Origin of the sequence: Thiothrix litoralis, from assembly GCF_017901135.1 — a bacterium.
Lineage (GTDB): Bacteria > Pseudomonadota > Gammaproteobacteria > Thiotrichales > Thiotrichaceae > Thiothrix > Thiothrix litoralis.
This window is the reverse complement of record NZ_CP072801.1, coordinates 2,676,473-2,698,106: the sequence shown is the minus strand read 5'-3', so window position 1 is coordinate 2,698,106 and position 21,634 is coordinate 2,676,473. Positions and strand designations below refer to the sequence as shown.

The following is a 21,634-nucleotide window of genomic DNA, read 5'->3' as shown; positions in this document are numbered from 1 at the left end:
GTTTAAGCCTTTCGTAAAAATAACCCAGCCAAAAACGCAAAAAACAGGGCATTAGCGGGGATATGGAAATTGAAGTCCACATACGCATGTAACAGCACTAGCAACATACCGATGCCCGCCCCCGCCTTGAGGAAGCGTGTCTGTTCCCATGCCTGTTGGCGCAGTTGCCACCAGCCGTACAGGTAAAGCAACAACATTCCGACGATAATCACGCCACCCACCAGCCCGGTGTCAAACAGCAGTTCCAGATAATCATTATGGGCATTGTTCACAAACCCGCCCGTTTGTCCCAGTGGTTGCAAGGCACGGTAAATATCAGCAAAGGTACCAGGCCCTGAACCAAACGGGAAAAACTGTTGTATGCCCCGCAGGCTGGTGTCAAACAAATACCAGCGCAAATCATCGGCGGGGTTGGCCTGCATAAAACGGTTCAGGACAGGGATCAAGCCAATGCTGGCAGCGATGCCCCCCCCGATAGTGCTTAGGGTCGCCATCAAGCTTGCCGAGCGTTTGCCGCCAATATGCCGGGCAAACATCAGGCTAGACAACAGGATGCCTAATATCATCAAGGCAACGCCCGCCCGCGAGCGCGAAAATATCCCGGCTAGCAGCAGCAGCAGGGTAAGACTGGCAAATACCAAAACCCGGTTGAGCTTGTGTTCCAGCACCCCAGTATCCGCTTCATGGTGCTTGGTGTGTCTGCCAACATGATAAGCCGCTAATCCAAAGGCCAGCGGGAATGCCATCGCCATGAATGCCGAAAAATGGTCACGGTTGGGGTAGCTACCGCTGGCACTGTCGCTGAATCCGGCGGAATATTGGGTCAGCCCAATGCCTGCTTGGAGAGCGGCTACTCCCAGAAACAGGTAGACAACAGACACGAGCTGGCGCTTATCCAGGCAACCAACGGCCAAGAAAATGCCCAATGGGGGCAGCAGCGCCATCAGGCTGTAAGCGGTGTTGGCGGGTATCAGCGAAACCGCGAGGTACAGGTCACGTTGCCCGGATTCCCCTAACCAGTCGTATACGTCCACATACAGTGCCCGACCGGGTAATGCCCGCCACAGGCTTTCAGGGATAGGAACCAAGTATAGCCCCACCAAGCCGATACTACCGATCAGGAACCACCAAACGGCTGTAGGGAAACGGTGGCGGTACAGCCCCCACCATCCTAATACCAACAGGATGCCAAGACCGAGTAACTGCATGACCAACAAAGCAAAGCCCGTATTACCGGCACGAATCAGCGGGGCAAACACCAGCAGCAGGCAGGCTAGCCCAAACACCAGCCATTGGGGGAAGGAAATATTTGTTGTCTGGTTCATTTGACAGCTTTAACCTCAACATCATCAAACCACAGGCCACCTTCAAACAGGCGCTCGTGGGCATATTGGCTGGCAGCTTCCAAGCGCAGCATTTGGGTGGCACAGCCGCCGGGTTGGGTGTCTTTGTCACGGGCAGGCACGCTGAAATTGACGCTCAGTGCTTGCCAGTTGCCTGAACCTGTCAGCGGCTGGCTTTCACCGAGTAGCGTCGTATCACCCGCGTCACAACGGATACGCCACTGCAAGCCCTTACCGGTGTTGAAGCTGTCGAGGCGGTAACGCAGTTTGAGGGTGTAATCCCCGCTTGGCAGTACCAAACGCTGCCACACTTGCTGGAAGTTGATGGGTTTTTTTTGCGCTTTGAAAGCAATGTGCAAGGCTCGTTTCCCATCAATGCCGCCCGTGAGGCCGGTGTCAATAGCTACCAGTGGAGTGGGGCGAAAATACCAAGCAAAGCCCTCGTTGTGTATTTCCCCTTCAAATCCGCCATCATACAGCCGGTCAGTGGCTAATTGTTGTTGCTCAGGCTCCAAGGTTTGCGCCCATATCGTGCGTGCCTGCTGCCATTGTTGTGCTTGAAGCAGACGGTTGACATAGGGAATTTGTTCGCTTTTTAGCAAGGGTTTGTCCGCTTGTTGGCGGATTTGGTAATACGTGCGGATCAAGCTCAAATCTTTTTCTTGGGCACACAAGTAGGCAAAAAACGCTGGCCACCAAGTGGGGGCTTGGGCAACGTATTGCTTGAGCGTTGCGTTGACATCTTCCGCTTGTGCCAATTGGTGAAGAGCAGGGTATAACTGTGCGTTGAATTCGCCAGTTTGCGTCATCAGTGTATTCAGCACGGGCATAAGCTGCTTAAGGTCTTCCCGCGCAATCCAGTGCGCAGAAATCCGTAATAACGCATCGCTGTGCATCGGCCATAGGCGGGAAGCCAGCGCTGCCAATCGATCACCTGCTTCCATCTTGTGCTGCAAATCGCGAATATTGAGCAGCCGGGCGACTGCTCGTCCGCTGCTAATATTGCTGTTAATCGCCCGCCAAGCATAAGCTTCTGCATCCGTCTGATTGCCCCGAACTAATGCTTGGTCAGTCAAGGATGCCCAGCCGTCAGCCGTCAAGTTGACCTTGGCATCGGGTGGAATGCTGTCCACAGCATCCACCCACGGTGTCGCCCATCCGGCATAAATCGCCGCCAAGCGTTCCGACTGCATTTGGGCAATGCCCATGACCACGGCCTGCCAACCCAGCAGGCCAACCACGATCACTATTATCAGGCGTTGCCACATATACACACCCTCCTTGTTGCTAAGCATTAGCCATCCATCACGCCTTTTTGCCGATCAGGGACTTTTTCGGGGTGCGCCCATCGCCGTCGCCATCACCGTCGCCGTGCCCGTAGCTGTAATAATACTCGTAGTTGTAATAGCTGGAATCCCCGGCATTGCTCTTGGCCTTGGTCATGACAACCCCCAGAATGTTGCTGCGGGCTTGGCGCAAGCGCTCAACAGCCGCCAGCAAGGGTTGCTTGCGGGTTTCGCTGTAGGCCGTGATCAGCAAAGTGGCATGGGTATGGTTGCCGAGGATCAGGGCATCCGCCAGCCCCAGTACCGGTGGTGCATCGAGCATGACGATATCAAAAGGCAGTTGCCCGGTTTCTGTCATAGCAGACAGTTCACGCAGGTGTTCACTGGACAGCAGTTCTACCGGGTTGGGCGGAATAGGCCCAGAGGTTATCACCTGAACATTGTTGATGGCGGTTTTTTGGGTGACGTTTTCCAGCGATTCTTGCCCGGTCAGGAAATGCACGAAGCCTTTGCTGTTGTCGAGTTTGAAACGCTTGTGCAAGGTGGGTTTACGCAAGTCAGCGTCGATCAACAATACCCGATTGCCAGCCTGGGCAAACGCTGTCGCCAGATTGATGATGGAACTACTTTTACCTTCACCGGGGCCAGCGCTGGTCACATTCAACAGGCGTGGTGCGCCGGTACGGGTGGCAAACAACAGGTTAGTCCGCAGTGAACGGAAGGCTTCGGCCACCGCCGATGTCGGCTTTTCGGCGGTCATCATGTGGTATTCTGTGCCATTTCCGCGTTTGCCGATAGCCGGGGCAACACCCAGCAGTGGGATGTGCAACAACCGTTCAATGTCATCTTTGTTTTTGATGCGGTCATCGAGGAATTCGAGCAAGAAGGCTGCGACGACCCCAAGGAATAACCCCAGCACTGCGCCCAATGCCAGATTAAGGCGTTTGTTCGGCGTGTGGACGGTATAAGGGGTGATGGCCGGGTCGACCACGGAAATGTTGTTAGTGACTGCGCCACTGGCGACACCAACTTCTTTCATGCGTTGTAACAGCCCTTCGTACACGTTGCGGTTGGTTTCTACTTCGCGTTGCAGCGAGTTATAGCTGATGCGCTTGTCACGCAAGTCCAGCAGGCCGCCGGTTTGTTTACCTAATTCTGAACGTAGTTGGCTTTCCTTCTGCTTGGCTTCCAAATAGTCAGATTTCAAGGATTCCCGGATATTGCTCGTTTCACGTTTGAGTTGTGCCTGTAGCTCGTCAATTTTTTGTTTCATGCCACTTTTGACAGCACCGGCACGCTGGTTGAGTTGTGCCTGTACTTCATTAATCTTTTGTTTGGCTTGTACCATCAGTGGGTAGTCGGCTTTGTAGATTTCCAGTTTTTGCTGGTAATCGGCTTCCAGTTTGGCGAGTTCCTGTTTGAGGTTGTCGACCATTGAGTCATCGATAGCGGAGGCGCTACTGCCCGTTGATTGGTAATCCACTTCCAGTTTCGCCAGCGCTTGCTTGAGGGATTGCACGGTGAGGCTATCCAACACTTTGGAAGCCATGCGGGTGGAAGTGGCTTGTTCGTATTTGCTCTCGGCGGCAATCCGTGCGCGTTCCGCTTCTGCCAACGCGACATTGAGGCCAGAGAGGGTTTGTTCGGTGAGGTTTTTCCCGTCAATGTCGATGATGTTGGATTGTTTGGCGTAAGCAACCAGTTCGGTTTCGGACGCATCCAGTTTGCTTTTGGTCAGCACCAGTTGTTCATCGAGGAAACGCTTGGCGTAGTCGGTGGAACTAGCTCGCCGCTCCAGATTCATCTGGATATAGCTTTCCGCAATGGTATTGGCAATGCTGGCGGCGGTCTCCGGGTTAGGGTCATCGTAGTAGATGCCGACGATTTTGGAGTTTTTGACCGGCGTGACGGTAACTTTCGCCAAGAAGCGGTCAGCCAATGGGCTTTCAGTGGCTACTGGCGTGGCTTGTTGAGCTTTCTCACCCCTGAATTGCTCCAGCCATTCCGCATAAAAGGGCTTGGCAAGTTGTTCATCATTACCGCGCAGTTTGCTTTCCAGCCCCGCCCTGTTGATGACGCGATCGGCGAGGTTACGACTTTTCAGCAACTCGTAATGGGTCTGGTAGAAATCCTTGCTGTTCGCAGCCGAGCCTTTGTCATTGGCGGCGACGTCATAGTCCAAAACCCGCTTATCGTCGGTGTCGATTTCCATGGTGACGCCTGCCCGATAAATCGGGGTCATGCTCAGCGTAACGATCAAGCTAACGAGAAAAGTGAGCAGGAACAGGGTCAGCACGATGTTTTTGCGCCGCCGGATAACCTGCCACAGTTGGCGCAGGTCGATTTCATCGTCATCCTTGTCGGTTTCCATGGCGGTAACGGGCAGGGGCGGCTCATAATCGTTGAGCGCCACCAGCTTATTTGATTTCATTGGAATAAGCTCCTGCTTGTGAGGAAAACTGCGTCCCTCAGGAGAGATGTTTGGTAATGACATGTTATTTTAAATCCGTTTTTAATGTAAAGCCCGATGAGTTTCTAAAAAGAGACTAACCCTGAAATCATACTTTTGACTTCCTTGAACCAGTAACGGCTGTCGGAACGGTGAGCAACAATGCGGTCATCGCCACGCACATAGGGATCCCGCATTTTGCCCTCGCGGATGGCGTTCATATCCAGGCGGTAAGCTTTCATCTGATTGCCCTTACGGCGGAACAACACTACCCTGTCGGGTGAGGCCAAGTCAGCCAAACCACCCGCTAATGCAATGGACTGAAGCAAGGTAAAGCTGCCTTCTATCGGGTAAACACCCGGTTTTTGTACTTGGCCTTCCACTGTGACCCGTTGTTTGGTGAAACCGCCTTCTACCAATACCGTTACTTGGGGATTTTGTAGGTATTTTTGGCCTAATAAGCCCTTGATCCGGTTTTCAGCTTCGATAGGGGTCAGCCCGCCGACGCCGAGTGTACCGATCAGTGGTAATGAAATATTGCCATCAGACGCTACCCGTACTTTGCCGGACAGTTCGTCCGCCTGAAAGACCTTGATGTCGAGTATGTCATCCGGGGTGATACGGGAGGCTTCTTGGGGGGCAAGGTAATCCAGCTCATTCAAACTGGCAAACAGGTTGCCGTCCATGGCCGCAGCGCCCGCTGTATCCTCACTGCTTGCCGGGGTCGTGCTACAACCACTTAATAGCAGACTGCTGAGTACTAAGGCCAGCAGGATGGTTTTATCAGCAGTGTTTTGTTTTTTCATCAACATAATCAATCATTTTTTCCGTGAATGGCTTGGCTATTTAGGCGAACAGGCGTTGCAGTAGGCTTTTGCGAGCAGGCACTGCCCTGTGTGTGATAGCTGCTGGTATTGGCATAGCCAAACCGGGTGGTTGGGGGACATCCGCCGGATCAATATTGTCAAGGACGGCTTGCGGACGCTCTTGTACCATGCGGCTAATTTCTGCCTCATCCCCCGTTAGGCGGATAGCTTCGATCACCCCGGTGGACATGGCTGGGCGACGGTGTTTTATACCGTGGGCATCCGACGCAATGATATGCACAATGCCATCGTGCAACATGCGCTCGGCCCATTTCTTGGCGTTACCACCAAACTCACCGTTGATGGAACCGGCCGTGATTTGTATCCAAGCACCATTCTGAGCCGCTGTTACAAAGTCAGCGTAATAATCGTCCAGCCAGCGCAACCGTTCCGGGTGGGTAATGAGCGGTACATAACCCGCATTCAGGAAATTATCAATTTGCTCCAGAAAACCGGGGACAGGTACGTGATGGGAAGGTTCCAGTAGGAAATAGCGCGAGCCGTGCAAGGTCGGTATATTTCCCTGACGTAACCCGGACATGACCTCGGGTACCATGTGGACATCAGCACCCGCCACTAGCGTGAGCGGAATGGCATGGTCATCTAAAGCTGTCTGTAACTCACGCAAGGCGGGGAGAATGGTGCTGCTCGAATTATGATAGATACCCGGATAAATATGCGGTGTACAGGCCAAGTGTGTTGTCCCGTCTTCCACCGCGATACGTGCCATTTCTAGCGAGGTTTCCATATTTTGGGAGCCATCACACAGGGCAGGTAAGATATGGCTGTGTAAATCAATCATAATTAATAGCTACCTATATTAGTAATGTGTCAATTATATACCATTCGTCGACAATATTTTGTGAACTTCGTCACATTGTTCGACAGCATATGGGGATGAATTTGATGCTATCAGGCGACGCCCTCCAGTTTCACGGGAAAGGGTATTACGCGTCGTTCGGTGTTTTTCATCGGCGCATTCGGGGTGTTACCCGGATGTGTAAACCCGTGGATATGTTTGTGCAGCAGGCGGAAAATGCTGGGAAGGTTGCGTTGTCGGCATTCCGTTTCCAGAGTATCCAGCATTTTCATGACATCCTGCCAGCTCAGGCAATCTTCACGCGCCATAAAAATGCGTGGATGGGACGTGTCCTGAGGGTTTTCACCAATCAGGAGTTCCTCATACAGTTTTTCACCGGGGCGCAAGCCGGAAAATACAATGGGGATATCGCCAGTGGGGTTGGTTTCGTCCAGGATGCTCAGCCCAGACAGGTGAATCATACGCTTTGCCAGATCAAGGATTTTCACGGGTTCCCCCATGTCCAGCACGAACACTTCTCCGCCCTGTGCCATGGCTCCGGCTTGGATGACGAGTTGAGCCGCTTCGGGTATGGTCATGAAGTAGCGGATAATACCCGGATGGGTCACGGTCAGCGGGCCGCCTTTGCGGATTTGTTCGCGGAATAGGGGAACAACAGAGCCGGAAGAGCCTAACACATTGCCAAAACGTACCATGCTGAAGATGGTTTCGCCCGGCATTTGTGCTAACCCTTGCAGGATGAGCTCTGCCATGCGCTTGCTGGCTCCCATGACATTGGTAGGGCGTACTGCTTTGTCCGTAGAAATGAGGGTGAAATGCCGAACACCCGTTGCGCGTGCTGCCTGTGCCGCCCGCAAGGTGCCGAATACATTGTTACGTAGCCCTTCGATAGGGTTATGTTCCACCATGGGGACATGCTTATACGCAGCAGCATGGTACAGGGTATGGATGCTATGCTGGCTCAGGGCTTCTTCGACCCGTTGGTAGTCTTGCACAGACCCTAACATGGGAATAACCGGAACACTCAACTTTTCATGCTGGCATAGGCTGAGGAGCTCCTGTTCAATCTGGTATAAGGCAAATTCAGAGGACTCAAATAATACCAAGCGTGTCGGTTGCAGCCGGATAATCTGGCGGCAGAGTTCCGAACCGATCGAACCACCGGCTCCGGTGACCATCACGGCGTTGTGGGTAATGCATTTGCTGAGCAACTCTGCTTGAGGAACGACGGGGGAGCGCCCTAGTAACTCATCTATGCCGATTTCACGCAGTTCTGCTACTGAGAGCTGCCCAGAAACCAAGTCTGAGAGTTCAGGGATCGTGCGGACATGTACCGGTAGGGTTTCCAGTGACTGGATAATTTCCCGGCGGCGTAAATGGCTCACTGATGGCATCGCGAGTAGCACTTGGCGAATATTGAGGGGTTCTAGCAATTCAGCTAATGCTTGGGGGGGGTAAACCCGGATGCCGTTGATAACCGCTTTATGCAAGGTAGGATTGTCATCCAGAAAAACACTAACGTGGTATTCGGGCATACCTTCTAAGGCTGCTGCTAACTGAATCCCGGACTCGCCTGCGCCGTAAATGGCAATCTGGGTGTGCCCGCTGCGTTGCCGAGTGGTTTGGTAGTGATGTCTAATCAGGTAACGGCTACTGCCTATCAGCAAAAATGCCGTTCCCCAATAAATGGGGTAGATCGAGCGTGGGATACCTTCCCACTCGAAAAAAAAGGTGAAAAGGCCGAGTAGAGCGGTTGAGGCAGTGATGCCTTGTACTAGCGCGACGAGTACTTGTCCACCGATAAAACGGATGACGGCTCGGTACAATCCCAAGGTTATGAATAGCGGGATTGTCAGGAGAGGCGCAACGATAACCAACCAAAGCCCATCGTTTAACGTGGGCTGCCAGCTTCCAAGGCGTAAGGCAAAGCTAACCCAAACAGCTAGTGAAAGCAAAACAACGTCAGCCCCCAACATGATAGCACGTTTTTGCCAGCGAGACAGGGTAAGCAGGTTGTAAAAATAAGCGCCAATATCCATGATGAAATCCCCGAATAGAAAAAATTTTTTACTAAAAATTACGCTGACCCTGAACTTAATTTCATGACAACAATAATCAATATTTATGTATTTATTGCTATATTATCACTCAAAGCCATTACATAGATAATTAAAAATAGTGCTGACTTTGTGTTTTTTTCAGTGATAGTTAATATTAACGAGCCTATAGTTATTTTTATGTGACGAGCTTCACATGGAGAGTGTAAAGCTTGGTGTAAAGTCGGCGACAAGGCAATGAGAAGAACTAAAGTCTCCGTTGTTTGTGTTGTACGAATATGGTTATTGAGGGGAATTGTATGAATAATCAAGAGAATAGTGCGATTGTTGCGGCGCTTTCCAGCGGTTTTTCTTGGGGCAGTGCTCCAGTTTCGTTTAGTCTTCCAGTGGTTGGTAGCTCTTGGGCTTACACGGGTGAGTCGAGCAGCCCTGCTTATGGTGTGTTATCCAGTGTGCAAGCTGACCGTTTTCGGGCAGCAGTGAATGCTTGGGATGAGGTGGTTGCAGCCACGTTGCTTGAGGTCAGGGAGCCTGAGGCGGTGGGGCAGATTCGGGTGGCTTTCTCTAATGTTGGAACTATCGAATCCAGTTATGCTTATTACCCGGTGGGCGAAGCACAGGGCGGTGACATTTGGTTGGGTGAAAAGCTGAAAACCTCAGATTTTGCAAATGGTAGTTATGGTTACAATATTATGCTGCATGAACTGGGTCATGCGTTGGGTCTCAAGCATCCACATGAAGCTAGCGGCCTTAGTAGCACGATACTGCCAGTAGAGCAGGATGACATGCGTCATACGGTCATGTCCTACCATGAGCAGCCCGGGCGGTATAAGTTGGATTTTTATATCGATAGTTCAAATAATCTGGCTTACAGTGCAACGTTTGTCTACGCAACAACCCCGATGCCGTTGGATATTTTGGCAGTACAGGCTATCTATGGTGTGGATACCAGCACCCGTACCGGTAACGATACCTATCGTTGGGAGAGCGGGAAGGCATTTCTGGCGACTATTTGGGATGCTGGGGGTGTGGATACCCTTGATGCTTCCAATCAGACTGCCAGTATTATCAATCTGAACCCTGGCACTTTTTCTTCTATTGGGCAGGTTTCAGCCGATACTTTGAAGCAGACGGTGGCACAGCAATTTTCGAATTATCCTGTCAGTTGGATTAATGAAAAAGTAGATCGTTTTGTGGCTGACGGGAGCTTGTATACCGGTAAGGATAACCTCGCAATCGCCTATGGTGTGACTCTTGAGAACGCAGTGGGGGGTTCAGGTAATGATGTACTGATTGGTAATGCTGCCAACAATACCTTACGGGGTGGGGCAGGCAATGACCTGCTGGAAGGGGGCGGGGGTAATAACAGCCTGTTTGGTGATGCGGGTTATGACATTGCCCGCTATGACGTGTCTGCCGACACTTACCGGCTGACCAAGAGTGGCAATGTATGGGGGTTATCCGCTATTGGCAGTGAGAGAGTGGATACTCTGTATGACATGGAATCTATCCAGTTTCTGGACAAGATATTTTTTGACAGTAGTGAAGCTCGCCAAGTGTATCGACTCTATAAGGCGGCATTTGACCGTACACCCGATAAAGATGGCCTAGGCTATTGGGTTGGCGAGTATGTTGCTGGTTCAGGGTTAGAACAAATTTCAACGGGCTTTACCAGTTCAAAGGAATTTATGGATTTATACCCGGTAGGCAATACGGTTACTTTCCTGAATGGCTTGTATGATAACGTACTAGGGCGTGCGCCTGATGCGGGTGGTCTGGCTTATTGGCAAGGTGCCATGCAGCAGGGGATGCAGGCATCTGCGGTATTGCTGGCTTTCAGCGAAAGCAGTGAAAACCGTGTAAACCTGTCTGCCCAGATTGATGATGGTTTCTGGTTGGCATGATGCTGGTACGCTCAGAACCCATACGCTTTTCAGTGGCAGTTACTCGCGCCCGTCATTAAAAGATTAGTGAAATTAATTGGCATATTCACTTGACTTTCATGTAAATGCTGCATATTAATTGGTTATGAGTATTTTCTGGATTGGGGGCTATCATGGCGCGAGTACTTTTGAGTAATGGGGAATCGTTTAATATTGTCAGTGACAATGTAGAAATAGTCGGCAATATCGGTTCTGAAACAGTGACCATTTTTGATGGAGCTCCGTTCAGTGCGGACAACATCACTTTTGACCAGAGTATAGAACGTATTGAATGGGGGAGCGGTAGCAGTGGCTATCAGTTCCAGCAGACGGGCAATGTGCTGCGTGTCTATAATCTGGGCGGCGATCTGATTGCAACAGTGCCTGTCGATGCGGATAACAGTCTGGATTTCGTATTCAGCAATGGAAAAACCGATGTTAATTTTGAGGTTAGCGGTATCAATGCTGGCAAGATCACTGTTGGTGGTGAGGCAGTCGCTACGATCGAAGGTGGTAAGCCGCTAATCGCCCCGGTGTTCACAGACTACAACCCGGTTTTCAGTTTGACACCGTTGACCACAATGGTGGCGGAAGGCGATGCGGGCGAGCAAACTCAGGCTATTGGTATTGTGGTTAACCGTAACGGTCATGAGGGCGATTTGACCGTCAACCTGCGGGTAACAGAATCAGCGCCAGTTAGTGCCACTGCCGGGGTCGATTTTGTGGGGGAAACCATTCCTGTCATCATTTATGCCGGTTCCAGTCTGGCGGCGGTGGATGTGGCTGTGTTGGGTGATAGGATGTTGGAAGGTTCGGAAACCTTCATTGCGGAACTGGTGGAAGGTTCTCAGAGTATTGGTGACATCAACGCGTTGGCGCGGGTAGCGACCATCACCATCATTGACGATGATGTGGTGGTGCAGCCTGTCAATCAGCCAACTTCCCAAGAGCAATTCATGCTGGAGTTGTTGAACCGCGCTCGCCTGAACCCGGCTGACGAGGCCGCCCTGTTCGGCATTGGTCTGAATGAAGGGCTAACTGCGGGTACGTTGTCTTCCAGCGCCAGCCAGCCGTTGGCCTTCAACAACGAGCTGACGGCAGCGGCTCGTTCCCACAGTGAGGACATGCTGGATAATGATTTCTTTGCGCATGTCAATCTGGAGGGACAATCACCTTTCGATCGTATCCAGACTGCCGGTTACACTTACGTTACGGCGGGTGAAAATATTGGCTGGATCGGGACGACGGCATCCCTGACAGAAGCAACTATCAATACCTTCGTTGGTGATTCCCATGAAAGTCTATTTGTGGATGAAGGTGTTGTCGGGCGTGGTCACCGCGTCAATATGTTGGATGACAGTTTCAAGGAGGTCGGTATCGGCATCCATAGCGGCGAATTCACTAGTGGTGCTACTGCTTTTAATTCGGTGATGTCAACCCAGAATTTCGCTACTCAGCCCAATGCTGAGGCTTTTTTGTTGGGCGTTATCTATAAGGATGCCGACAACAACCGTTTTTATACGCCGGGGGAGGGAATTGGCAGTGTTGGGATAGTGATTGTCAATACGCTCACCAATGCCACGCAGACCATCTATTCCATGGATGCGGGGGGCTATCAGGTCGAACTGGACGCGGGTATCTATGACATTACCTATACTTTTAATGATAATGCACACTTTATTGATGATTTAGTTATTGGTGTTGATAATATCAAGTCAGACTGGGTGGTTTGATCAGGTTGCGCGGCAAACCCCGTCCTTCAGGTCGGGGAGGATAGCGCGGGAGGCGAAGCCGCCCTATGTTCGGTAGTTTTGTCGGATAATCCGCGCAGTTTAACGCAGAATACCCACTCAAACCGCTCTTGTTTAGCTACACTCCGAAGAAGCAACGACACCAAGCCTTCAAATACAAACTCATGCCCAATGGTGAAACACAGCGTCAACTACGCCGTTTTGCGGGGTCATGCCGCTTCGTTTACAAAAACTTCTTTGCGAAACGTGCTGATTTCCCCCGCTTCAAACGCAAAGGCAGTGGTGACAGCTTCCGTTATCCTGACCCCAAACAAATCAAGCTCGACCCAGGCAATAGCCGACTTTTCTTGCCGAAACTGGACTGGATACGCTACCGCAATAGCCGCGATGTGCTGGGAGAACTGCACAATGTCACGGTTTCCAGCAAGGGCAGCCAATGGTTTGTCAGCATCCAAACTCAGCGGGAAGTGGAAAAAATCGCCTCTCAAGCCACGACAGCCATCGGCATCGACCTTGGTATAGCCCGTTTTGCCACGTTCTCCGATGGCACATGGATTGAATCGCGCAACAGCTTCAAGGGCAAGCAAGCCAAACTCGCCAAATACCAACGGCGCATGGCGCACAAACAAAAGTTCAGCAACAACTGGAAAAAAGCGAAAGCCAGCGTCCAAAAAATTCACACGCAAATCGCCAATGCCCGCCGCGATTTCCTGCACAAGGCGACGACCACGCTCAGCCAAAACCACGCGCTCGTGTTCATCGAAGATTTGCCGGTCGGTAATATGTCGAAGTCAGTGGCAGGCACGGCAGAAAACCCCGGCAAGAGCGTTGCCCAGAAATCCGGCTTAAACAAAGCCATTCTCGATCAAGGTTGGGGCGAATTTCGACGGCAACTGGATTATAAAATGGCATGGAAGGGCGGTATATTGTTCGCTGTTCCACCGCATTACACCAGTCAGGAATGCCCCGAATGTCACCATGTAGCGGCAGACAATCGTCAGACGCCAGCGCGGTTTGTGTGTGTGCAATGCCATTACGAAAATAACGCCGATCATGTCGGCGCGATCAATGTTTTAGAGCGGGGATACCGCTTGTTAGCCTGTGGAGATGCGGCATTAAGCCGCTCTGTGAAGCAGGAACCCACCGAAGTCAGTCAGCTATCTAGTGTCTGACCGGAAACCCTAAAACCCTTTTCCGATCAAGATGCTACGCCCGTTTTCCTTGCCCTAAGATTTCCCGGAAGCAGGCCAGAAAGCTGCAAAAGCGCCCAAAATAGGGCAAAATAGGGCATCCATCCGCCAAACTTCGCAGGAGACACACGATGCGTGAAGTGATCGCCCGCCAACTTCGCCTGGGTCACGCTGACATCGGCAGGCTGACCTTCAACCCACGTTCGCGGGACGACATCCCGCAGGTGTTGCAAGGGCTGCAATACATTTATGTGACAGACGAACTGCGTGAGGCGGTGTTTGCGGTGCTGGAAAAGCGGGTTCCGGCGGAGGTGGACGCCAGCCGTGGACGCCCCGGCATGGATCTGTGGAATGCGCTGGTGCTGGCGACATTGCGGGTGAACCTGAACTGGGACTATGACCGGCTGCTGGAGATGGCGAACCAGCACCGCAGCATCCGTCAGATGCTGGGGCATGGTTTCTGGGATGATGACGATGAGTACAAGCTGCAAACGGTCAAGGACAACGCCGCTCTGGTGGACGAAGCCAGCCTGCAACGCATCAACCAGTTGGTGGTGGAGGCCGGTCACAAGCTGCTAAAAAAAAGCCGCGCCGCTGAGCGCCCGTTGTGACTCCTTCGTGGTGGAAAGCAACATCCACTACCCGACCGACATCAACCTGTTGTACGACGCGGTGCGTTGTTCGGTGCGCACGGTGGCCGATTGGTGTGAAGGGCACGGCGACAGCCGCTGGCGGCAATGGCAGTACAATCTCCGCCAGGTGAAGAAAGCCTGCCGTCATGCGCAGAAGCTCAAGCACTCCAGCTCCCAAGACCCGGACAAGCAGGCCACCCGGCAACAGGCCATCCGTGACGCCCACCACACCTACCTGGGCCTGTGCGCCGCGCTGTTGTCGAAAGTGGAGGAAACGGTGGCTGACCTGCCCCTCAGCCTGCTGGACAGCCGGTCGGGCAACGACCTCCAGCGCTGGCTGGGGTACGGGTGGCATCAGGTTGACCTGGTGCGGCGGCGGGTGCTGGACGGGGAAACCATCCCCCACGGCGACAAGATCTTCTCCCTCTTCGAGGATTACAGCGAATGGCTCAGCAAGGGCAAAGCCGGTGTGCCGGTGGAGCTGGGCCTGAACGTGTGCGTGATGGAATCGGCTGACGGCTTCATCCTCCACCACCAAGTGATGCAACACTGCCCCGACAGTGAGATTGCCGTGACCATGGTTAAGCAAGCCAAAGCGCTGTTCCCCTCCCTGAGCGCGTGCAGCTTTGACAAGGGGTTCCACTCACCGGCCAACCAGCGCGAACTGGCCGAACTGCTCGACCGGGTGGTGTTGCCGAAAACGGCCGCTGGAGCCAGGCGGACACTGCCCGTGAAACCGACCCGGCGTTTGTCCAGGCCAGACGCCAGCACTCAGCGGTGGAATCCGGCATCAACGCACTGGAAGTCCATGGGCTGGACTATTGCCCCGACCGGGGGCTGGAACGCTTCAAGCGCTATGTGGCACTGGCGGTGGTGGGCAGGAACCTGCAAAAGGTCGGGGCCATTTTACAGGCCAGGGCGTTGGAGGCCTTGCAGAAGGATGAACGCCGACGACAGCGCCAAGCCGCCTGAACCACCCCACAACGCCGACCGATGAGGGAAAATGCCGGGAAGGCAGGGCAGCCCCTGCACCGAAGGCAAGCCTGCGCTGCCAGCCATGCCTTGAAACCCAGCGTTTTACCCTCGTGCTTGCCAGAAGGTGGCGGGGAAAACGGCTGCATGGACTAAAATTGGGCACTCGTGGCGGCAGGAAGGCTTTTTCGGTCAGACACTATCTAGCTGAATGCAGTAGGAATCCCCTTCCTTTAGGGAGGGGAGGATGTCAAGTGGAGTTTTCCCAGCAGGGGGAAGACATCCCTAGTCAGGTAGCTAATACTTCGGTCGTAGTGGCTTTCCGACCACCCATCTTTATTCCTTGCCAGCCATTCACGGGAAACCGCTTCAAAGGTGTTTTCTGTTGCGTCTGCCATTTTCAATTCACGCTTGTGCTGCGAGGGGTCAACACCACGCGCCAGCAATGCCCGCGCCTCTGTATGCTTTTCGCGGGCTTCACTGTGGCTGAATTCTGGATAAGAGGCGATTGCCAGCGTTTTACGCTTGTCATGATGGCGGTAATCATAGCGCCAGTGTTTCCCGGTCGGGCTTACCAGCAAGTACAGGCCGCCCCCGTCCGTATACTTTTTGGGTTTGCCGTCTTGGTGTGGTTTGGCGTTGCGTATTGCGGTATCGGTAAGGCTTCTTTTCATGATTTACGGTATCCGGGTTTTGATTTGTGGATATACCGTCAATCATACCCATATTTTGCCCGGCTGATACCGTCTTTTGTCGGTCATTGCCGGATAGTGCAGAAACAAAAAAGCCCGCTAGAATGCGGGCTTTCGGTCATTGTCGTTTGTTCTTGTATAAAAAGATGGCGGAAAAGAAGGGATTCGAACCCTTGATACGTTACCGTATACACACTTTCCAGGCGTGCTCCTTCGACCACTCGGACACTTTTCCGCAGGGTTCTGCCGCTGGCAAAACCAAGGGCGCAATCGTAACGCAGGTGAGAGAGCTTGTAAACTGCATAACCTGACTTTTCGCGGTGTTATGGGTATGTGGTGCTGATATGCAGTTGGTCGGTTAGGATTCGACAGGCCAGCGGTGATACGCTAGCATGGCGATTGGGGTTTACAACAAAAAATATAAAGCCATGTCATTTATTCCAAAATTTCAAACATTCATACGCTGGTGGGGTGAGGGCTTGTACAACGGCCTACCCAATGCTGCCCGCAAATTATTCCGCGCCGAGTTGCCGCGCCTGCTGTTGCAGATGCTGGATGATCGCACGGTGGATGCGGTGTGGTTACAGGAGGGCAAGCAGCAGTCGCTGGGGCAGTTTGCCTTGCAGGAGGGTGATACCCAACTGGCGGATGCTTTACCCAAGTACACCAAAGGCAAGCCTTATCAGGTAGAGCTGCGCTTGGGCAAAACGCAAGTATTGTCGTTACAGCATCACTTCCCGGAAGCGGTTAAGGAAAACCTGCAACAGGTATTGGGCTACCAACTGGATCGCCTGACGCCGTTTACCGCCGAGAGTGCCTTGTTTGATGCGCGGGTGGCGCAACATGACAAGGGGCGCAAAGAAATTCTCGCCGATATTTTCGTTGCTCCCAAGCTAATCATTGACCGTTTGAAGCAGCAGTTGACCGGGATTGGTCTGGATGCTGTGCAAGTGGTGTCGGTGGATGGTGCTCACCCTGACATTAATCTGGCAGCACGGGAGGATTCCCGGCACGCGCAAGGCTGGTCAAGGATTCCACTGTACTTTTTCCTGGGGACGCTCGTGTTGGCGTTACTGATTCCGTTGGGTTACAAATATCGCCGGGTGGATCAGATCGAAACCGCGCTGGCTGAGGTACGCAAATCCTCTACTGAGCAGCTTTCCATTCGTGAAAAATTGCTTGAAGCTGAAGATGCAATGAAATTCATTGAAGCCAAACGTAAAACCTCGCCAATAGCGCTGGATGTGGTGGAGAAGTTGTCGGCAGCGCTTCCCGAACACACCTGGCTGGAACGTCTGGAAATTCAGGGCAACAAGCTGGAAATCCGGGGTGAGTCCGGCAAAGCATTGACCTTGATCGACACGCTGGAAGAAGCGCCCGAGTTTTCCAATGTGCGCTTCAAGTCGCCCGTTACCCGCAACAAGGACAACGGGCGTGACCGTTTCCATATCGAAGCCACGCTGGAGGTTCCTCATGCTGAATAACGCATTATTACGGCAACACCAAACCTTGCTGGCATGGGGGGTGTTGGTGCTGCTGCTGTTGGTCGGGGTGTTCCTTATCATTATTCCAGGCGTGCAAAAGTCGCTGGAACTGGGCGACAGGATTGAGGATGGTTATCAGCAATTGTCGCGTTTTCGCCAGATCGCCAATGCCACGCCTGAGTTCATGGCTGAGTACGAACGGGTGCAACAAAACGGGCTGGACAAGCTGTTTTACCCGGCAGGTATGACCTCTGCCCAAGTTGCCAAGGAATTGCAGAAAAATCTCGCGAATGTCATTACCCGTGACAATGGTGTATTGATCAGTTCTGAGGTGCTGGATGATCGACAACCTGAGGATGGTGAGGAAAAAGCCGTGTATCAGCGGGTGATGGTGAAAACCGTTTTCCAGAGCAGCCCTGCCTTGTTGCGTGAAGTCTTGCACCAAGCTTACCGGGCGCGTCCGTTGATGTTTGTGGAAAGCCTTGACGTTAAACCGTTGGATGGCGAAGAAGCTAAAAACCAGATCATGAAAGCCGAAGTACAGGTTTCAACTTATTGGCGTGGTGGGGAGGTGCAGCATGAAAAGCTTGATTAAACCACCCGTGCAGTCAGTTTTGTTACTGAGTGGTGCTGTTTTATTAGGATTAACGGCTTGGGGCTTATTCAACCTGAAAGTGTTGGAGGAACAGCAAGCTCATCAGGCCGACAGCATTAGCGTGAAAATTCCCGATGCCAGTGCGCTGGATGCGCCGGATTTGAACAGTTACCCGCAAATGGTCAGCACCCCGTTGTTCTGGGAAAGCCGCAAGGCTATCGAGCCAGAACCAGTGGTAGCACCTGTGGTCGCGGCTGCCCCGGTAGATACTACGTTGCCGGAAGGCCGCCTGATCGGGATCGTTGATTTGGGCGACAGCCTGTTTGCGATCATGGAAAATGCTGCCGGTGGCAGCGTGCATTTGCGCAAGGGCGAGATGTGGGGCGCGTGGAGCGTCAAGGGTATCGACCCTGACCGTCTGATTCTGAGCGTGGGTGATCAGGAACAGGTGATTCCACTGGTAGCAGATTTTTCTGCGCCACAAGAAAGCCCGCAGGTTGCCGAGGCTCGTGCCTTACAACAAGCTGCCCAGAAACATCAACGCGCCGCGCGTCAGGCGGTAGCGGCACAACAGATCCAACAGCAGCCCGTTATGCTAGGGGGGGCGGCGGGGAATGTACCCGCAGGCGCGGGATTGCCGTTTCCAGCGGATATGGAAAAGCAGCCACCTGCCTTGTCGGTCAATGATGCGCTGGAAGCACGTCAGCGTTTAATGGCCTCACGTTGGGGCGCTTTAACGAATGATGCTCAGGGGCAAGCACCACCATGAGCAGGAAGATAGGTATGATCTATCCGATAAGCTGTACTTTTTATTAAATTGATAAACCATTAGTATAGTTAAAATAAAGCCCGACGGGATCTATCAGACCGAGGCTCAGAATAAAAATAAAAACAAATGGGGTTAACTTTGTGAAATACAGGGGCAGCATTGTAGGGCTTGTCAGTGTGGCGGTACTTATGTCCGCTTGCACGTCAATAAAAGGCAGTCCGGGTTATCGCAGTAACATCAAAAAAGCAGGTTTTCAACGTAGCGATGCGGTTAAGGAATTGGACTCCGCTGCGGTGGGGTTATCGCGTCCGGTCTTGCACCCATTGGATAGCGGCAGTATCCAGACCGTTGGTTATCGTGAGGATAGCAATACTACCCCCGCGTGGGATTCCATGCCGTCAGGGTCTGCGGGAAGCACCAGTAAGAGTAATAAGCGCGATGATGTAGAGCTGATTCTCGGCACTCAGGATTACTACCGTTCAGATGTTAAGCGTCCCACTGTGTCGAACAAAGCTGCTCGTGGTGAAGGTATTGCGCTTAACTTTGAACGAGCCAGTATCCGTGAAGTGGTCAAGGTTGTGCTGGGTGACATCCTCAAGCAAACCTATACCGTAGAGCCGGGGGTTGAAGGTGAAGTGACTATCAATTCCACCAACCCGATTGATCGGGATGCACTGATTCCCACGCTGGAATCCTTGCTGCAAACTCAGGGGGCAGTGCTCTACAAGGATGACACCGGCAATTACCGGGTGGCGGCGCGTGCTAACTTGAAAGGGCGTGGTTTCATGCCTTCTGCCGGGGCGATTAAGCCCGGTTACAGTATGCAGGTGGTAACGTTGCGTTATATTCCGGTTTCTGAAATGCAAAAGATTTTGGAGCCATTGGCAAGCCCGGATGCTTTCGTGCGGGTTGACCCGAACCGCAATATGTTGGTGCTGGCGGGAACCAGTTCGGAACTGGCTAACCTGATGGCCACTATTCAGACATTTGACGTGAATGTGTTGAAAGGTATGTCGGTTGGCATATACCGTTTGAAAAATGTGGAAGTATCGGTTGTGGCGAAAAACCTCGATGCTCTATTCGGCGAAAGCGGCAACAGCCCGATGGCGGGTATGATCAAAATCATGCCGATTGAGCACATGAACAGCATTATGATCATTTCCGCCAATCCTGATTACCTCAAAGATATGAAAGACTGGGTAGACCGTTTTGATCAAGTCAGCCAGACGGCTGGTAAGCAACTGTTTGTTTACCAAGTGCAAAATGGTGATGCAGAACATCTAGCTGACATGCTTAACCAGATTTTTAGTGGTAAGACAAGCAGTAGCAAGGGTGGCGTTTTACCGGGTAGTGATACCTCCAGCTTGGCTCCGGGACTCTCGCCCGCGATGGTGGGGGGAGAGGGTCAACCGATGGCTGGCCCCGCAAAAACCATGTTGGGAGATGGCGGTGGTGGTGGGGTCAGTATTAACCCGGATGCCGAAGTCCGTATCGTTGCTGATAAGGTTAATAACTCGCTGATGATCATGTGTACAGAGGATGCTTACAAACAAATTCAGGAATCATTGAAACGTTTGGATATTATGCCGATGCAGGTGCAGGTAGAAGCCTCCATCATGGAAGTGACCCTGACGGATGGTCTGGAGTATGGTTTGCAATGGTACTTCAGGAACAACGGCAATGCGTTTGGGACGAACGGTCTGGGGAGCTTGGGGTCTGACTCCAGTGGTTATACGACCCCGGGTGGATTCTCCTTCTCGGCGACATTGGGGGCTGAACGGGTGATGGGAGCAATCAATGCATTAGCACGTGAGTCCAAAGTGCGCGTATTGTCTTCGCCGTCGGTATTGGTATTGGATAATCAAACCGCTTCCATCAAGGTGGGGGATCAGCAGCCAGTCTTTACCGGGAGTCTGTCCACCGCTAGTGGCAGCAGTTCAGGTCTGACAACGGCGACTACCGTGCAATACAAGGATACGGGGGTTTCCTTGCAAGTAACGCCGCATGTGAATTCCAACGGGCTGGTAAAAATGGACATCCAGCAAGACATTACTGACGTGGGCGAAGTGGATTCCGCCACCGGCAACCGCAGCTTCTTGCAACGTAATATCAAGAGCAACGTGGCGGTTAAAAGTGGTGAAACCGTCGTCCTCGGTGGTTTGATTCGTGACAATAATACCGAAGGTCGCACTGGTGTGCCGGGTCTGAGCAAGCTACCTATTATCGGTAGTGCATTCAGCGGTACTAGCCAGGGCGGCAAGCGTACTGAATTACTGGTAATGATTACGCCAACGGCGATCACCAGCCAGCGTGATTTGGTTAAAACAGGTCAGGAAATGCGGGATCGCATGAAAAGCCTGATGGAAGGGGATAAATTCCTACCACAATTGAAGGGGCAATATGTTAATTAAAAATACCGTGAGTTTATTACTAGCAACTTCCCTGCTGACAGCGTGTGGTTCTGGTGAGGAAGCTTTGAGTAAGGCGGCGGAAGGCCGTTGGCAGGCTCTGATTCAAGGGAATATGGAAGAGGCTTACCAGTACTACACGGATGCTTTCCAGAAAACCACCTCACAAGAGATGTTTAAGCACAAGGTACATAGTGGTTTATGGAAAAAAGTCAAAGTTAAGCAGATTCAATGCGTTGAGTCTGGTAAGCGCTGTGATGTGGCTGTTGATGTGGCTGTTGTGATGCGGATGCCGGGTTTGAGTAAGCCGATGGAAAGTCATACTACCCTGCATGAGGTCTGGGTCAGGGATGGTTGGTTTTCAGATTGGCGGTATGTAGATGAATGAATACTTGCGT

The 21,634-nt window shown here is 52.3% G+C and carries 15 protein-coding genes, 1 tRNA gene and 1 pseudogene; 9 read left to right on the top strand and 8 right to left on the bottom strand.

The window, feature by feature from the left end:
- Positions 1-2: 2 nt before the first annotated feature.
- The 6 genes from J9253_RS13085 to J9253_RS13060 all read right to left on the bottom strand — a co-directional run bounded on the left by J9253_RS13085 (position 3) and on the right by J9253_RS13060 (position 8,803).
- Positions 3-1,325 (bottom strand): O-antigen ligase family protein, encoded by a 1,323-nt coding sequence (locus J9253_RS13085; RefSeq protein WP_210221384.1) that lies wholly within the window; start codon positions 1,323-1,325, stop codon positions 3-5.
- Entirely contained in the window at positions 1,322-2,611 is a 1,290-nt protein-coding gene (locus J9253_RS13080) for a hypothetical protein (protein ID WP_210221383.1), read from the bottom strand. Before J9253_RS13080 ends, J9253_RS13085 begins: the two co-directional genes overlap by 4 nt.
- Before the next feature lie 37 nt (positions 2,612-2,648).
- Positions 2,649-5,060 (bottom strand): GumC family protein, encoded by a 2,412-nt coding sequence (locus J9253_RS13075; protein WP_210221382.1) that lies wholly within the window; start codon positions 5,058-5,060, stop codon positions 2,649-2,651.
- Positions 5,061-5,164: 104 nt separating this feature from the next.
- Positions 5,165-5,884, bottom strand: a complete 720-nt coding sequence (locus tag J9253_RS13070) for a polysaccharide biosynthesis/export family protein (protein ID WP_210221381.1) — start codon at positions 5,882-5,884, stop codon at positions 5,165-5,167.
- Positions 5,885-5,924: 40 nt separating this feature from the next.
- Positions 5,925-6,746, bottom strand: coding sequence for a tyrosine-protein phosphatase (locus J9253_RS13065; RefSeq protein ID WP_210221380.1), 822 nt, complete (start codon positions 6,744-6,746; stop codon positions 5,925-5,927).
- A 110-nt stretch (positions 6,747-6,856) separates the two neighbouring features.
- On the bottom strand, positions 6,857-8,803 hold the full coding sequence (locus J9253_RS13060) for a polysaccharide biosynthesis protein (protein ID WP_210221379.1): 1,947 nt from the start codon (positions 8,801-8,803) through the stop codon (positions 6,857-6,859).
- Positions 8,804-9,120: 317 nt separating this feature from the next.
- Between J9253_RS13060 and J9253_RS13055 the strand changes: the two genes are divergently transcribed.
- The 4 genes and pseudogenes from J9253_RS13055 to J9253_RS13040 all read left to right on the top strand — a co-directional run bounded on the left by J9253_RS13055 (position 9,121) and on the right by J9253_RS13040 (position 15,288).
- Positions 9,121-10,725, top strand: a complete 1,605-nt coding sequence (locus J9253_RS13055; protein ID WP_210221378.1) for a DUF4214 domain-containing protein — start codon at positions 9,121-9,123, stop codon at positions 10,723-10,725.
- Between the two features lie 152 nt (positions 10,726-10,877).
- Complete coding sequence (locus J9253_RS13050; protein WP_210221377.1) at positions 10,878-12,476, top strand: CAP domain-containing protein; 1,599 nt, start codon at positions 10,878-10,880, stop codon at positions 12,474-12,476.
- A 128-nt stretch (positions 12,477-12,604) separates the two neighbouring features.
- Positions 12,605-13,666, top strand: coding sequence for an RNA-guided endonuclease InsQ/TnpB family protein (locus J9253_RS13045; RefSeq protein WP_228291380.1), 1,062 nt, complete (start codon positions 12,605-12,607; stop codon positions 13,664-13,666).
- Between the two features lie 149 nt (positions 13,667-13,815).
- Positions 13,816-15,288: pseudogene (locus J9253_RS13040) on the top strand (ISNCY family transposase).
- A 233-nt stretch (positions 15,289-15,521) separates the two neighbouring features.
- Here the strand turns inward: J9253_RS13040 and J9253_RS13035 are convergent.
- Both J9253_RS13035 and J9253_RS13030 read right to left on the bottom strand, forming a co-directional pair.
- Complete coding sequence (locus J9253_RS13035) at positions 15,522-15,962, bottom strand: tyrosine-type recombinase/integrase (protein WP_210221376.1); 441 nt, start codon at positions 15,960-15,962, stop codon at positions 15,522-15,524.
- 165 nt (positions 15,963-16,127) lie between these two features.
- Positions 16,128-16,215, bottom strand: a tRNA-Ser gene (locus J9253_RS13030).
- 244 nt (positions 16,216-16,459) lie between these two features.
- On the opposite strand from J9253_RS13030, the gene J9253_RS13025 reads away from it, so the two are divergent.
- The 5 genes from J9253_RS13025 to J9253_RS13005 all read left to right on the top strand — a co-directional run bounded on the left by J9253_RS13025 (position 16,460) and on the right by J9253_RS13005 (position 21,624).
- Positions 16,460-17,464 carry a PilN domain-containing protein gene (locus J9253_RS13025; RefSeq protein ID WP_210221375.1) on the top strand — a complete coding sequence of 335 codons (1,005 nt, stop codon included), beginning with the start codon at positions 16,460-16,462 and terminating at the stop codon, positions 17,462-17,464.
- On the top strand, positions 17,454-18,059 hold the full coding sequence (gene gspM, locus J9253_RS13020; RefSeq protein ID WP_210221374.1) for a type II secretion system protein GspM: 606 nt from the start codon (positions 17,454-17,456) through the stop codon (positions 18,057-18,059). Before J9253_RS13025 ends, gspM begins: the two co-directional genes overlap by 11 nt.
- Positions 18,043-18,828, top strand: a complete 786-nt coding sequence (locus J9253_RS13015) for a hypothetical protein (RefSeq protein ID WP_210221373.1) — start codon at positions 18,043-18,045, stop codon at positions 18,826-18,828. Before gspM ends, J9253_RS13015 begins: the two co-directional genes overlap by 17 nt.
- Before the next feature lie 188 nt (positions 18,829-19,016).
- Positions 19,017-21,239, top strand: a complete 2,223-nt coding sequence (gene gspD / locus J9253_RS13010; RefSeq protein WP_228291379.1) for a type II secretion system secretin GspD — start codon at positions 19,017-19,019, stop codon at positions 21,237-21,239.
- On the top strand, positions 21,229-21,624 hold the full coding sequence (locus J9253_RS13005) for a hypothetical protein (RefSeq protein ID WP_210221371.1): 396 nt from the start codon (positions 21,229-21,231) through the stop codon (positions 21,622-21,624). Before gspD ends, J9253_RS13005 begins: the two co-directional genes overlap by 11 nt.
- Positions 21,625-21,634 lie beyond the last annotated feature (10 nt).

Excerpts from the sequence above, each read along its gene's own strand:
- J9253_RS13085 (WP_210221384.1), bottom strand. The coding sequence starts at position 1,325 with ATGAACCAGACAACAAATATTTCCTTCCCCCAATGGCTGGTGTTTGGG.
- J9253_RS13080 (WP_210221383.1), bottom strand. The coding sequence starts at position 2,611 with ATGTGGCAACGCCTGATAATAGTGATCGTGGTTGGCCTGCTGGGTTGG.
- J9253_RS13075 (WP_210221382.1), bottom strand. The coding sequence starts at position 5,060 with ATGAAATCAAATAAGCTGGTGGCGCTCAACGATTATGAGCCGCCCCTG.
- J9253_RS13070 (WP_210221381.1), bottom strand. The coding sequence starts at position 5,884 with ATGAAAAAACAAAACACTGCTGATAAAACCATCCTGCTGGCCTTAGTA.
- J9253_RS13065 (WP_210221380.1), bottom strand. The coding sequence starts at position 6,746 with ATGATTGATTTACACAGCCATATCTTACCTGCCCTGTGTGATGGCTCC.
- J9253_RS13060 (WP_210221379.1), bottom strand. The coding sequence starts at position 8,803 with ATGGATATTGGCGCTTATTTTTACAACCTGCTTACCCTGTCTCGCTGG.
- J9253_RS13055 (WP_210221378.1), top strand. The coding sequence starts at position 9,121 with ATGAATAATCAAGAGAATAGTGCGATTGTTGCGGCGCTTTCCAGCGGT.
- J9253_RS13050 (WP_210221377.1), top strand. The coding sequence starts at position 10,878 with ATGGCGCGAGTACTTTTGAGTAATGGGGAATCGTTTAATATTGTCAGT.
- J9253_RS13035 (WP_210221376.1), bottom strand. The coding sequence starts at position 15,962 with ATGAAAAGAAGCCTTACCGATACCGCAATACGCAACGCCAAACCACAC.
- gspM (WP_210221374.1), top strand. The coding sequence starts at position 17,454 with ATGCTGAATAACGCATTATTACGGCAACACCAAACCTTGCTGGCATGG.
- J9253_RS13015 (WP_210221373.1), top strand. The coding sequence starts at position 18,043 with ATGAAAAGCTTGATTAAACCACCCGTGCAGTCAGTTTTGTTACTGAGT.
- gspD (WP_228291379.1), top strand. The coding sequence starts at position 19,017 with ATGTCCGCTTGCACGTCAATAAAAGGCAGTCCGGGTTATCGCAGTAAC.
- J9253_RS13005 (WP_210221371.1), top strand. The coding sequence starts at position 21,229 with ATGTTAATTAAAAATACCGTGAGTTTATTACTAGCAACTTCCCTGCTG.